We start from the raw sequence: 13,972 nt of genomic DNA, 5'->3' as shown, positions 1-13,972 counted from the left end.
GCAAAAAGTCCAACTTTCATAGGTAACGAATCCCAGCCACGCTAAATGGCTCCAGAGGCCCTGATTTCCCCCAAAAGCTGGCAATAGCGCCTCCTGAGTTCGTTAGCATTTTAGAATAGCCAAATTCGGAAGAATAGAGTGATCTGAGTTCGTTACAGCCTCTTGTCGCCGCTGTGGGCAAACTTTTAGGTTGCCCACAGTTAATCGACAGCCTCTTGCTTTTAACGATGAAAAACATGGTTAAAAAGTAGTAAATCCTTCTCAGCTGCGCACGCTTTTCATTTCCAGCGCATCCACAACGATTCCATTCAAAGGAACAAATCTTTAACAGCGGCTGGAGCTCACACCCTTACCTCCCAAGCACTGGCTTACGTACACGCACATCAAAGGACGCCGCAAGGTGTTTTTAAAAGAGGAGAATGATGGAGGATGGAACTATTTGTTATGATTTTAGTGCTCCTGGCTCTTATTGGGGTGTCTAATGTTATTCATCGTCAGCTCCCATTTGTTCCAGTCCCCCTCATTCAAATCGCTTTGGGCAGTGCTATAACCTTTATTCCACCGGGCTTTCATCTCCATCTGGAGCCAGAGCTCTTTTTTCTATTATTTATCGCTCCACTCCTTTATAACGATGGCAAGCATACGCCCCGCAGCGAGCTGTGGCGGCTTCGCGCCCCCATTATCATGCTGGCCGTCGGCCTTGTGTTCGCAACGGTGTTTGTGATTGGTTACATCATTCATTGGATGCTCCCGTCAGTCCCGCTTCCTGTCGCTTATGGACTCGCGGCCATTCTTTCACCCACGGATGCCGTAGCTGTCGGTGCGTTGGCGGGGAAAATTCGTTTGCCCAAAAGCCTGATGCATTTGCTTGAAGGGGAAGCCTTGATGAATGATGCTTCCGGGCTTGTTGCCTTCAAATTCGCTATGGCCGCTGCTGTGACTGGCGTATTTTCATTGCCCAAGGCGAGCGTCAGCTTCCTGATTATCGCCATTGGCGGCCTGGTGGTTGGGGCTATTTTGGCCTCGATTATTACAGGGTTACGTGAATGGCTCCGCAGATCCGGGCTCGAAGACGAGACGATGCATATGCTGATCCATATTTTAACCCCGTTTGCCCTCTATCTGACGGCCGAGGAATTAGGGGTGTCAGGTATTTTGGCCGCGGTTGCCGGCGGTGTTATGCATGCTGTTGAACGTGACAGGTCACGCAAAATTAGGCCGCGAACGAACGAGGTATCGGACAATACTTGGTCCGTCATTCTCTATCTGTTGAACGGGCTCGTATTTGTCATTCTGGGCTTACAAATCCCCGATGTTTTCAGCACGATATTCAAGAGTCCTGACTTTAACAATTTTGAGGTCATAGGATATGCTTTGATCATCTTCATTCTGCTGCTTGTCCTTCGCTTTTTATGGGTCTTTGCTTTTTCGATATTAGGCAGAGAAAACAAAAACAACATTTCATTTAAAATACTGGCAATGACTTCGTTATCCGGAGTACGCGGCGCCGTGACGCTGGCAGGAGCTTTCTCCATACCGCTATTTATTGGCAACGGTGATCCGTTCCCGGAAAGAAGCCTGGTTATATTTCTGGCAACAGCTGTCATTGTGCTGTCGCTGCTTGCAGCGAGCATTCTTCTGCCACTTTTAGTCAAACCCGATGACGGAAGCAATGAAGCGAAGCGTGCACAGAAGGAGCTCGATGTTCAGATCAAGATGATGAACGCAGCCATTCAAGCCATCCATTATCATATTAATGAAGAAAATAAAACCGAGTCAGAAGTTGTCCGTGCGGATTATGAGCGATGGATCAGGCAATTGCAGCCTAATGGCGGCATACAGCGGAATTTGAAGATGTATAAGAAAGAAGCCGCCCTGCGTATCGAAGCTATTGCAATAGAGCGTGAAGCAGTAAACCGCTTGTTGGCAAGCGGGGAAATAAACAAGGAGCATGCCGCTATATTCTTGAACAGCTTAGAGCAGCTAGAACTGATTTTGTCAAAAAGGAAGCATCTTTGGGTCATTTTTCTTAAAAACTTGGTTAGACGGCTGAAGGGAATTCTACTCATGAAGGAAGCGAAGCCGCCACAACAGTTATCCCGGTCGGATCGGGAAGCGATTCGGACAATCAAGCATCAGACCAGCTGCGCAGTTATCAATGCTTTTGAAGATCGGTGCTCAGGTCCTGATAAAAGTGAAGTCATGGACATCATCCATCACTACGATTTCATTAAAAATAAGTTGTCAGAACCTTATCATCCCATGTCTCGGGGCAGCAATGAAGGGAATGAGGAGATCAAAAGAGATTTGCATTGGATAGCCATCCAGGCGGAACGGGACGAGGTTCAAAGCCTATATGAGCAGGGAGAAATTACCCGTGAAATGGCGAGTGGGCTCAGACGTATTATTCGTGATCGCGAAGCTTCGATTCTTGAGCAGGAATGAAAGCATAACTAAGGGATGAAGGCACCGGTCATTTTTTCGAAAATGTAGGGAAGGAGGAGGTGCTCGTGAAAAAACGGAAGCTTAGACTGATTTCTTTTACCGCTATTGTCATTACTAGTCTTATCATGCTTTATTCGGATAATGGCCGGTTCCTGCTGCAGGTCGATCTACACCGCATTCGGGAAATAACGAACGATAATCTTGCCCTGATGTTAATCCTAATGTTAATCATTATGATCATTCAGAACCTGCTATCGGTCATTCCAGTCATTTTGGTCATATCGGTGAACCTATCGTTGTTTGGTCTTGGTTATGGCTATATTTGGAGCTGGGTCACTAGTATAATCGGGGCAATCATCTCATTCTATACGATCCGTCTTTGGTTTCAGGAGTCAGTGAATAAACGGTTGAACCGTAAATGGGTGGATAGGATAGAGCGTAACGCCTCTTGGTTTGTTTTTATAGCAAGACTGTTTCCTTTTGTGCCATCTAGTCTCATTAACATAGCAGCGGGCGTAAGCACGGTCAAGCTGAAAAAATTTATTATCAGTACGGCTGCCGGAAATTTGCTTTATTTTTGCATCCTCTCCTTGATTACCTACGGATTGGTGTCTGATATTATGGAAGAAGGATTGTATGCTGCTGTGGTTTTGTTGGTGGTTGGCGTCTTAGTGGTGGTTGTGATGAGGCGTAAAAGGTTGCGGAAGAAGCGTTCGGGTTCTTTTGATGTTTAGACCGGACTATGAAATTTCTGGTAGTAATATATTTGAAATGATGTTATATTTTCCATAGTATAGTCTTGAGGTATCAGGAAGGAAAACCAAACTGAATCTCTGATGAGGTGAGGAAATGGCTAAGATGAAATGTAAATGTGGGGAAATTTTATCTAATCGCCTAGTACCAAATGATGTGGAATTAAAAGTGTATACCGACAAAGAATGGGATATGATCTATGAGCTCGATTCTATCGATGAAATACCAGAACCTCAGTATGATGTTTGGCGTTGTAATGCTTGTGAGAGGTTACACTTTTTTGATGGCACGAAAATAATAAAAACTTATGTTTTAGAAACATAGTAAAATGAGCAAGTTGACAGAAGCTGTTCTGCTTAGAGTTCCATGATGAAGAAGCCTTTAGTCAGGTTATGGACAGTGTGGACGAACGTAGTGGACATGAGATCCCTTATTTCCCCGAAATGAGGCCATTTCTAAAACATACGGACATGAGATCCCTTATTTGCCCTGAAACGAGATCAAACAGGAGAAAAAGGTCTCATTAAGGGCTTCTGTGTCCGTAAGCCTTTCAAATCTGGCGATTTTGTCACAAATAACGGCTGTGATGTCCGTAAGCCTTTCGCTCATGGCCAGACGATCCCTTTAGCCCATGGAGTCAGACGATAACTTTGCTGCAGAGCCAATTTTCAAGGATTAACTTTGACTTTTAGTTTTATAAACGTGTTATAAACAGCTTAAAAAAACATCTGTACGCTTATTATGAAATAAACATACAGATGCTTTTTTAGGCTGTTTTCACTAATTCAACCCTATTTTATTTTTGTTAAACCTTCTGGAGTTAGTTCATAAATAGTCGTTGCTACTTCATTTAAATAACGGCGATCATGTGAAATACTAATAATAACACCTTCAAAAGCCGTTAACGAACTGCATAGAACAGGCGTTGTTAATGGACTGAAATTCCTTGTCGGTTCATCCAAAATTAGTACTTCACACTGATCTAATATCATTTTTAATAGGAGCAATTTCGCTTTTTGTCCTCCACTTAGGTTTTCTATGGAATGATGCATTTCATCAGAGGTAAATTTCATACTACCTAAATGTGTGAAAACTCTAGTGATCGCTTCCTTATTTCCTGAATTTTCTAAAAATTCAATCGGCGTTTTTGATGTATCTAATAGGTCTTCATAGTTTTGTGGCATGTAACCTATCTTTAGTGAAGAATGTTGGATTAGCTCATCTTTCACTTTTTTTAATAACGCCGTTTTCCCAATACCATTTTTTCCGATAATTGCTACTTTTTCTGGGCCGGTAATGGACAAATGGATATTTTGCGCTAGTTTTTTGTCAGCTATTTGTAGTGTTTTCAATGAAAAGTCGAGTATTTTCTTACTGTTATGCACATAAATAGTTGAATCAAATTGAAAATCGCTTGCTTCTTCTACACTCGGCATATCTTGGAATGCTTCAGCTGCTTTTTCAATGCGTTTCTTTTGATTTTTTAATGACTTTATTTTCTTTTGCAATCTTGGATCTGACCGAGAGACATTCTGGTGTTGATGTTCTGCCTTCTGCCAAATATCATTCCAGTTATTCATTTGTTTTTTGTGATCAGAAGCTTGTTTTTTCGCTACCTGCTCTTGTTTATTTAAATGGCTCGCTCGATTGGAGAGATAAGTTTCATAGGGCTCTTTCGAAATCGTAAATCTAGGTACTTTTTTGCGTTGTGTTTGTTCCATGTGAATAATGCCGTTTGCTGTATGGCTAATAAATGTTTCATCATGCGATACAAATAGGATAGGTATAGCCGTCTGCTGAATAAATACTTCTAGCCATTCCATCGTTCGGATATCCAAATCATTCGTTGGTTCATCTAGCAGAAGGACATCGGGATCTAAAGCCAGCAGCCGTAAAAAACGGTATTTAAACCGTTCACCGCCTGAAAGAACGCCTATCTTTTTTTCTGAAACCAGGGATTCAATACCAAAATCATCCATGGCTTTTAATAAGCCTTTACTCCAATTGTTTTCCTTAAAAAAGTCTGTAATGGTCATTTGCTTTTCTGCATCCGTTAGTTCCTGTGAAAGAAATCCCAATGAATAATCATTTCTGAAAATTTTTCCTTCGTAGGTACAGTAATCTAAGATTAATCGCTCATCGTAAATTAACTTTAATAAAGTACTTTTTCCATTTCCTTCCTCACCGATGATTGCTAATTTATCTCCACTTTGAATACTTAAATTAAAGTCTTGTATCATTGTCCGGCTGTCTTTTGTTGTGTAGATGGTTATGTGTTTAATTTCAATCATATTTGATTACCTCATTTCGTTTCAATTGTTTTAGACGTTTTATGATTTGTTCATATTCATCACCCCTGAATTTTTTCAACAAAAAAAAGATGCCCCTGTTAATAAACAGAAGCATCTCGCTCAAAATCTATTCGAAAATAGAAATATAAACAGACTATAAGTGGAAATAAATAACCAAATATAGATTTGTTATATATGATTGCGGGTGAATGCAGCTTCTTGTTTATTTATTAGGTTATTTGCTTTTATAATAAATAAACAATTGCTCAAATCATTCACCCTCCGTTCAAAATATGTTATTTTCAATCTAGCATTTTACTGTAATTCTGTCAAATGGGTCTATACAAACTGGAATGGGAAAACTATCGATTGCTTAGAAATGATGGAGTGATACTAAAAATCTGGTCCAATGAAAAAAAAGAAATTTACATAGCTATAACATTATTATCCATGAGGATAATTCAGTTCTCTTCACCATCGTATCCAATGAAGATTTCCGAGTAGAATCAATCAACACGTAAGAACGGGGAAATAATATGCCAGATAGAATCATATTGTCATTATTTTTACTTTTTTTTGTGATATCGGGAATATTGGGTATTGTTAAACCGGAGTTTATGTATAAAACAAATGGGCATAATACACGTAACAAGAAGCCTTCTAAATCCACCTTGCGACTTACTCTCGCTTGGTGGGTATTTGTTACCGCCTGGGCTTCGTTTATTACTTCATAAATAATTGCTCAATAAATTCGTGAACAACTTGCACAGAGGCGAAAAAACCTCAAAGACTTGGGCTTATCAGAAAGTGAAGGGGAGGCTTGGATGGCCATAACTGGAGGGATTAGCTTTGCGGTTAAAGAGGATGTTGTATCTGGAGAGCTTGAACGAAGAGCACTTGCATGCAGAGTACTTGAATGAAGAGCCGCGGCTATGACGCTAACGCTTCATTTGTGATTTTTGCAATATCAATAGGAGAACGTGATCCTTCGCTAACCAGGTCGGGTAAAATATGTTGAAGAAAATATTCCACGCAGTGCAGCTTGATTTGCTTGATTTTGATAAGTGCATTGCGATACATCACGATAAATTCTTTTTCTGTGTTGCCCCGCTGCAGCTCAGAGAAGGCCTCGTAGATCTGATCCATTTTATCAGCGACTTCTAATATTTGACCTTCCACCGATTCGTCTTTGCCTTCGCGCAGTTGTCTGCGGAATATAGATTTGAACTCCTCTGGAATATGCTCGTCAATGAAATGAGCGACCATTCCTTCTTCTACTTGCTGCAGCATGGATCGAAGTTCTAGTGAATAGTGTTTTACAGGCGTTTTAATATCACCAATAAAAATTTCACCGTAATCATGACTGCTTGTTATTTCGTAAAGCTTTTGCCAATCAACAGTGACTCCGTTACTTTCTTCGATATCGGCCAACGTTTTGGCATATTGAACGACCTTCAAGAGTGTGCGGATACGCTATGTTCCTGAAATTTGAATTTACCCGGGCAACGAATAATGCGCTCTAGATCGGTTAACGATTGAAAATACGTATGAATCCCCATAATGTGATTTCCTTTCATAGATAGATGTAAATTTGCTGCTTTACGTAAATTATACATTCTGATTGTTATTGGAGGATTAACTTGAAAAAAGAAATTATCACATAAATCACTGAAGCTGCGAAGTCGTTCCATTTGCTAGCATGAATATTGGATTTACTATGTGCTAAATTAGAGGCTGGATTCTTTCAGTTTTCCCAATATGCTGCTTAGATAGTCGTATTCTTCACTCTGTTCATGTATATTTATACTTTTGAGGTATTGTTCAAGTACCGTCGCTGTAATACCTGCCTTTTCATATTCTTGAACCATATGTGTTGTTAGCCATTCAAGGGAATATGAATTTCCAGATACAACTAAATTATACTTGCTTGATGTAAAGTTCTGAGCTTTGCTTAATTCCTTTTTAATCTTGCTATATTCCTCTTTCAACTCTTCCTTGTTTATTTTTTTAATGTATAGAAACAATTCCTCTTAAACCGCAAGCACTGATTACCACAATAGAAATCTGTTTCCATTTCATTTTATAAAAGGAAAATTACCTCTCAATATCTCCAAAATCTAAGTCTAGGCAACCCGGTCCATGCTTAGCAATGGTCATTGGTTCTTCAATTGGAGGAAGTAATGAATCACCGACATACGATCGAGATCGCACGAGATACGGAAGATTCATGTTGTTTCTCGGTGATGCAAAATCAAAATTTACCGAGAAATTCCGACGAAAAAAGGAAACGACCCCGATGAACAATCGAAGGTCGAATCCCAATCCAAGAAAGATGCTCAGTCTTAGTGAGGGCTGCAACCCATATTCACTAAGAACCCAGAAGCCCACGACCCTGCAAGGTCATGCGTCATTATTACTTATCATTATATTGGTTTCCTGAAGCAAGGACATACTTGCCCAATGGTAAATCTTTCAGATTCTATGCGAAAAAAACTCGCCCTTTGACTGTTTCTACAACGAACAACAAAAGAAATATGGCGTTATTAACGTGCCTACGATCCATTTTCAAATTTTGTTTTTGCTAGATACGCCGCATACTGAATGGGACGCTGTATGGATTTGCGATAAAGGCCCATTTCCTTCGTGCCCAAGAAGATGGTATGGCTCGGCTTCGGGTTCGCCTCAATTAACCAGACATTCCCTTTCACATCGACACCAACATCCAAACCGAACTCCACCATTGAGCCATACCGCTCCTCAATCACTTCCATCAATTTCATGGCCATTTGATCGCATTCCCGGCTGATTTGTTTGGCTTTCTCCGGGCCGAACCGTTGGATCATGAACGGTTCAAAACGCAATGCTTTGCCGTCTCCATGAACCAGATTGGTGGTGGGGCTGTTTTTAGCACTGACCCGCATGCCCTTACCGGTCACTTCCCACCCGCCCCTTTCGTTTTTTTGGATGATCAGTCGGGCATCCAGTACGCGTCCGGGGATCAGTTCCAGATTCAATCCTTGCTGAATCATAAAATTTCCGGTGCGAATCCGCTGCGTACTCACCCATGAGTTAAGCCATCGGACTGCCGAATCTTCCGAGGGCAGAACAATATGCGTCAAGCGCGCAGATTTTTTTCGGCCCTTGATGTGAAATGTACCGGATTTTCTTGAGAGTTTAACTACACTGTGGCCACCAGTACCGTTGCCTGGTTTGATGTAGAGGATAGGATGTTTACGGATCATGTCCCGTAGGTTTTGAGGGGTATAAAGTAAGGTCTCCGGTATCCATTGCTTCACCTTCTCTGATTTACTAAATAACCTAGTAGCTTTCCATTTGTAGGTGAACTTATGATTGGCATAAGTGAACAAATCTTTCCGGCGACGCATATCCCGAAAAGGCTTTTTAAGATACCGGCAAAAATCAATCACGACATCTGGGTAAGGATAGATGTTCATCTTCCAGCGATTTGAAGGGGAACGTGTAAAGCCGTGAATTTTCTTGTCTTTTTCTATCAGATCTAAATGAGAAAACACAACAACCTGGCTATTTAGTTTTTCGCCTTCACGGACTAAATCGTGCAAAAAACCGCCATTCATAAACGTTTTATTTGTTCTATGTGCCAGAATACCAATAAGAGGTTTACTCATCATAACATCCTCCCAAATCTCAGTTAGCAATAATAATGTATGTGTGAAAGAGAAAAGGGGATGCTTGCCTAATTTAAATGGGCTGGGTAATTTACCTCGCGGTACCGTTTTTCCATCTAGTTCCCCTAATTCCGGATTATCCCCATTTGAGAATGAAAGCCAAAAAGGCGATAAATGCAAAAAATACTGATGATAAATTAACTATGTACTATTAAAAAAGACGCAACTCTCTTAAGGGAATATGAATTTCCAGATACAACTAAATTATATTTGCTTGATGTAAGTTTTGAGCATTGCTTAATTCCTTTTTAATCTTGCTACATTCCTCTTCCAACTCTTCCTTGTTTATTTTTTTTATGTATAGAAACAATTCCTCTTCAGTTATTCCCTCAGCCTTATAGTCCGTGGCGGTATGAGCTGCAAGCCAATCTGCTGTATAAATGTTCCCATTTACGAGAAGAGCATGTTCATTGGCAAACGCTTGATTGATACGCTTTTTATCTCCAGAATAGATGGCTTCAATTTGTTCTTCCGTGAATACGAGTCCTTGATTGGCTTTGATAACAGCTTCCTTAGGCACCTGCAATTCAAGAATAACATTAGCGAAATTTACTTCCTGCTTGCTGCGTTCTTTTGGGTTTTCAAGGCTCTCAAACTGTTTCATCCACTCCGTCACTTTGTCGCTCCCTACGATATCAGATATATACCCAGGTATGCCATAAAACTCAAATTGGTATCCTGATAGTAATTCTGACGTCATGCTACCATCCGTGCCTGCCCAGGACTGATACTTTCCACTGCAGTTGGAATTGGTGAAGTTGGTAGTGTTGATTCCAAAGGGACATTATTTTCCGTTTTGGATGAGCATCCACTCACTAAAAGAAGTCCCAATACTAGACTTACCGTAACCACCGTCTTTTTCATTGATTATCCTTTCATAATCTAAATGATGAATGGCACAGTAACCTATTTAAATCAAACGAGTAATTTCTATAATGGATTCGGGAATTTGCTTCTTAATCTATTCTATGATTCTGAGGTTGGATGGAAATATTCACAATACCACTATGACGATGCGGCGAGGACTAACTATGCTAAAGATCCGATGCAAAATACGATGACGGCTTCGTATGATCGATGGGGAAGGCAAAATGAAGTGGTTGATCCATACGGCAATTTATATCGAACCGATTACTATTTATATGACAAAAGCGCTCATCAATACTTCATTGAAGCACAGGATGTAAGTTCCTTCCGTTCGTATTCAGGGGATCTTACAATGAGAAAAAATTACACGGTGCAATATGAAGATCAATGGGGCAATGTGATATCTCTAGATAAAAGTACGTATAGGCGTTCGCAATTGGGAGAATTTGAAGGGACAATATACAGAGAAACCTACCAGTATAATAATGTCGGGCAGTCGCGGTTGCGGCGCTTCTCCATCCAATGTCCAACAATTTGCTCAGAAATCTGATGCTCTCCATAGGTGCGAGCCGTATCTAAGTAGTTGCCCCCATGCTCCCTGAAAATGTCTAGTTGTCGTTCAGACGAAGGCCGTCCACATAGTCTCCATAAGGAGAAGCGCCCAGTCCGATACCGGATACAGTTAATGAAGTATCGGGCAGCGCGTAGGCTTTTAAAGCCATCCTGTTCATTGCGGTCTCTTCCTTTCTCTGGGGGTCGTTGACCTCATTATACATAGAAGCCTAACGCATAATAAGTTCACAATTTGCTTATTCCTGTCAACATATGCGGAACATAACGAAGCCTTCGACGGGTCTGTGATCCAGGCGTGGCAATTGACCGGCAGGCAAGACAGCTCTCGCTAGCTATCCGGGGGCATCGACGACAAAAGTTCGAGGGAACGGAGTACGGAAGAGCAGGAGGAGGACGTTGGTTCCGCCACCCGGGAAAAGTGGAACAACTTCCGAAATCCGACGAAAAACTCCGAATCCAGGCTCCTTTTCAAACAATGTTTTTGATAAACGGATCCTACATGAGCAGAAACCATAACCCATTGTTAACGGCGAAGAAACTAGAGAATTGTGCAAATAAACAAGAGTATTATGCATGGAACCCAATCAGAATCGACAGCTATAATTACGATATCACGACAAAATGATTGAACAATCAGCCTTGCTGGAGTTCAAAAAAGGGGATGAATCGATGAAAGAAGAACTTTTAAGTAAAAAATGGAAAGCGTTTACGGCCGTCATGCTGGGTATTGCAATCGTTAGTGCCTGCAGCTCCAACGAAGGGACTGTAACCTCCACGACTGCTCCAGCTAGCACTGCGGGCAGCGCAACAGAAGCGCCGGCTGCCAAGAAAGCATTATTAGACATTCGTATGATGGTAGATGCTCCTGCGAATGCACAGCTCCCTTCGGATGCAGAGGATTTCGTCAAGAAAACGATTGAAGAAAAATTCAATGTTAAGATTACGCTGGATTATATGCCAGTTGGGCAAGACTATGTGACAAGACTAAATACACAGTTAGCATCAAACCAGTCACCGGATGTATGGCGTGATGCGAATGGGGATGGCGGTCTAAAATATGTATTAGACGGTATACTTGCAGACATCGGTACTTTCGTTACTCCACAAGCAATGCCGAACTACTTCAAAAATTGGATAGATGAGACAGTATTCCAGCGTTATCAGTTTGCAGACGGAACTTTCCGTATGCCGACTCCATATAACAAGGAACTATACCGTACTTGGTATATCCGTAAGGACTGGTTGGATACCCTCAATCTGTCCGTGCCGGAAACCTACGATGAATACCTAAACGTACTTAGAGCCTTTGTGAACAATGACCCGGATGGCAATGGTAAAAAGGATACATTTGGCTTCACAACTGCAACAGGCGGAGACGGAATTGGACTTGAATGGCCGGAATACTGGAAAGCAGGCCTGGTATTTGCTTCCACTATAAAAGACGGTAATTTCATCGACATGCAAACAGATCCACGCGTAGAGCAGGTGCTTGACGATATTTCGAAGGTCATTGGCGAAGGTCTGGTTGATCCGGACTGGTTCCTGAATAAATCGCCTCAGCATGTCGACCGTGCAGCGCAAGGTAAAGCGGGTATCATTATGGGGGCTACGAAGGATTTCGCCTTCGATTCCAACCCGCAGAGCTTGCAGTCCAAAACCAAGGCATTGTTCCCGAATGCGAACTGGATTCCCTTCACACCTTTTGGCAGTCAACCTATCTCTACCGGAATTGCGCCGGGATCCCCTGTTCTATTCCCTAAAGGGGTAGTCGAAAACTCGCCTGAGAAGGTTGAACGCATCGTTGAAATTCTTGACTGGTTGGCCGGTGAAGAAGGTTACATCTTGACACACTATGGTATTGAGAACAGGCACTATACACGTAACGGCGACACAATCACGCTTAACACGGAGGCAACAAAGAAGGAAATTACGGATAAGGGGGATTTTCTTAAAATATGGGATTTCTTCACGCCTGAAACTCCGACGGTTCTTGGCTTGACTATTATTAATGCGAATGAATCCGATCGGGATCGTGAAATTTCCAAAACAATTCTTGGGTTCCCTTCACTTCCATATATCGGCACAAGCCTGACTCCGCCTGAGGGATTTGACCTGGGTACTTTCCGCAAGCGTCAACGCGAGCTTCAAGCAAAAGCAGTATTTGATGACAAGTCAGGTAAGAACTGGCCCGCATACCGCGAAGAGCTTATGACAAAGTACAACGGAAATGCGCTGTTCGAACAATATGCAGCTCAAATCAAAGCGGCAGGCTTGGCGAAGTAAGAGGAACGTGCACGAAGGTTCTCTACTTGAACAGGAGAGAGTTCCTTCGTGCTGCTTTTTTCAACCCCAGCGGTGTAATGTCAAGTAGTTGAATTTGCGAAATTGGAAAAGGAATTGCTCTAATGGCCTTCCAAACCGAAAAAAAGGGTACAGGTTTGTTGCACCTTGTTGTTGATAGCTGAATTCGGAGGTTCAGATTACCTTTTTAATACAGAAGAAGGGGCGCTCCCCATAATCTTTTTGTACAATCTGCTAAAATAATAAATATCTCGGAAGCCCAGACGTTCGGCTACTGCCGTAATCGTATACTCTCCGCTTCTCAGCAAGTCGTAAGCTTTGCTGGTCTTGATTCGATTCTGATATTGAATGACCGTTAGTCCCGTAGTCTTCTTGAAAATCAAAGAAAGATACGATGGGCTAATCCCCACTTCAGCGCTCAATTCCTCAATGGAATAAAATCTGTGCTCATTCGCATCCATCAGGGCGATTAACAGCTCTACCATGCGCATATGAGACGTCTTATTGTCCAATGAATCTACGATCAAAGCATGTATGATTTCCAGTATACGACTTCGACAGCGGATTAAAAATCCAGGCTGTTTGCCTACCCAAGCTCGGTGAAGCTCATGAAATAAAAGCGGGACTTTAGTCTGATCTAAATTGCAAAATACATGATTCATCCGATCAATCTTTTCCTTCACCTCCGGAGAATGGAAATGAAGCTGAAAGAGAACAACAATATGCCACCAATGCTTGCCCTGCTCTGTCTCCCGCTTACGCGGCATATAACGAGAAAAAAACAAAATATCACCTTTCGAAACACAATAATGCTGGCCGTTGATCGTATAGTTCGTTTCTCCCTGAGTCGTCAATGACAATACATATTCCCTTGCATGCTCGGGAGGGCTCAACACATGCTCTTCTAGAGGCTTCCTGGACTCAACTTCTACGACATACTCCAGGTTCATGATTGTAAAATCAAACTCAACATTCGGGTTTGACACGCTCATCTTCACCCCCCTGATAACAACAAGTCATCATTTTTAGTAGAGG

At 41.9% G+C, this 13,972-nt stretch carries 11 protein-coding genes and 1 pseudogene; 5 read left to right on the top strand and 7 right to left on the bottom strand.

Annotated elements, in window-relative coordinates; genetic code table 11:
- Positions 1 to 429: 429 nt before the first annotated feature.
- From J2Z66_RS01475 to J2Z66_RS01465, 3 genes are all read left to right on the top strand, one after another.
- Positions 430 to 2,445, top strand: a complete 2,016-nt coding sequence (locus J2Z66_RS01475) for a Na+/H+ antiporter (RefSeq protein ID WP_209968997.1) — start codon at positions 430 to 432, stop codon at positions 2,443 to 2,445.
- 65 nt (positions 2,446 to 2,510) lie between these two features.
- The gene (locus J2Z66_RS01470) at positions 2,511 to 3,179 is read left to right on the top strand and encodes a TVP38/TMEM64 family protein (protein ID WP_209968992.1); all 669 of its coding nucleotides are present in this window, start codon (positions 2,511 to 2,513) and stop codon (positions 3,177 to 3,179) included.
- Between the two features lie 115 nt (positions 3,180 to 3,294).
- A complete protein-coding gene (locus J2Z66_RS01465) occupies positions 3,295 to 3,522 on the top strand; it encodes a DUF8617 domain-containing protein (RefSeq protein WP_209968990.1) in 228 nt (75 codons plus the stop codon).
- 467 nt (positions 3,523 to 3,989) lie between these two features.
- Here J2Z66_RS01465 and J2Z66_RS01460 read toward each other — a convergent pair whose 3' ends face one another.
- The 5 genes and pseudogenes from J2Z66_RS01460 to J2Z66_RS01440 form a co-directional block, all read right to left on the bottom strand.
- Positions 3,990 to 5,489: an ATP-binding cassette domain-containing protein gene (locus tag J2Z66_RS01460; protein ID WP_209968987.1), complete on the bottom strand. Its 1,500-nt coding sequence runs from the start codon at positions 5,487 to 5,489 to the stop codon at positions 3,990 to 3,992.
- 930 nt (positions 5,490 to 6,419) lie between these two features.
- A pseudogene (locus J2Z66_RS01455) lies at positions 6,420 to 7,048 on the bottom strand (YfbR-like 5'-deoxynucleotidase).
- A gap of 168 nt (positions 7,049 to 7,216) precedes the next feature.
- Complete coding sequence (locus J2Z66_RS01450; RefSeq protein WP_209968984.1) at positions 7,217 to 7,477, bottom strand: hypothetical protein; 261 nt, start codon at positions 7,475 to 7,477, stop codon at positions 7,217 to 7,219.
- A 564-nt stretch (positions 7,478 to 8,041) separates the two neighbouring features.
- Entirely contained in the window at positions 8,042 to 9,139 is a 1,098-nt protein-coding gene (locus tag J2Z66_RS01445) for a YheC/YheD family endospore coat-associated protein (protein WP_245375193.1), read from the bottom strand.
- Between the two features lie 256 nt (positions 9,140 to 9,395).
- The gene (locus tag J2Z66_RS01440) at positions 9,396 to 9,896 is read right to left on the bottom strand and encodes a hypothetical protein (protein ID WP_209968981.1); all 501 of its coding nucleotides are present in this window, start codon (positions 9,894 to 9,896) and stop codon (positions 9,396 to 9,398) included.
- Between the two features lie 249 nt (positions 9,897 to 10,145).
- Between J2Z66_RS01440 and J2Z66_RS01435 the strand changes: the two genes are divergently transcribed.
- Positions 10,146 to 10,613 (top strand): hypothetical protein, encoded by a 468-nt coding sequence (locus J2Z66_RS01435; protein WP_209968978.1) that lies wholly within the window; start codon positions 10,146 to 10,148, stop codon positions 10,611 to 10,613.
- Between the two features lie 58 nt (positions 10,614 to 10,671).
- Here the strand turns inward: J2Z66_RS01435 and J2Z66_RS43300 are convergent, their stop codons facing one another.
- Positions 10,672 to 10,794, bottom strand: a complete 123-nt coding sequence (locus J2Z66_RS43300; RefSeq protein ID WP_281068772.1) for a hypothetical protein — start codon at positions 10,792 to 10,794, stop codon at positions 10,672 to 10,674.
- A 511-nt stretch (positions 10,795 to 11,305) separates the two neighbouring features.
- On the opposite strand from J2Z66_RS43300, the gene J2Z66_RS01430 reads away from it, so the two are divergent.
- Positions 11,306 to 12,919, top strand: coding sequence for a type 2 periplasmic-binding domain-containing protein (locus J2Z66_RS01430; RefSeq protein ID WP_209968975.1), 1,614 nt, complete (start codon positions 11,306 to 11,308; stop codon positions 12,917 to 12,919).
- A gap of 197 nt (positions 12,920 to 13,116) precedes the next feature.
- Here the strand turns inward: J2Z66_RS01430 and J2Z66_RS01425 are convergent, their stop codons facing one another.
- Positions 13,117 to 13,929 (bottom strand): helix-turn-helix domain-containing protein, encoded by an 813-nt coding sequence (locus J2Z66_RS01425; protein WP_209968972.1) that lies wholly within the window; start codon positions 13,927 to 13,929, stop codon positions 13,117 to 13,119.
- Positions 13,930 to 13,972 lie beyond the last annotated feature (43 nt).

Origin of the sequence: Paenibacillus eucommiae (assembly GCF_017874215.1) — a bacterium.
Classification (GTDB): domain Bacteria; phylum Bacillota; class Bacilli; order Paenibacillales; family NBRC-103111; genus Paenibacillus_AI; species Paenibacillus_AI eucommiae.
Note: the sequence above shows the minus strand (reverse complement) of the source record. Positions and strands in the feature narration are given on the sequence as shown.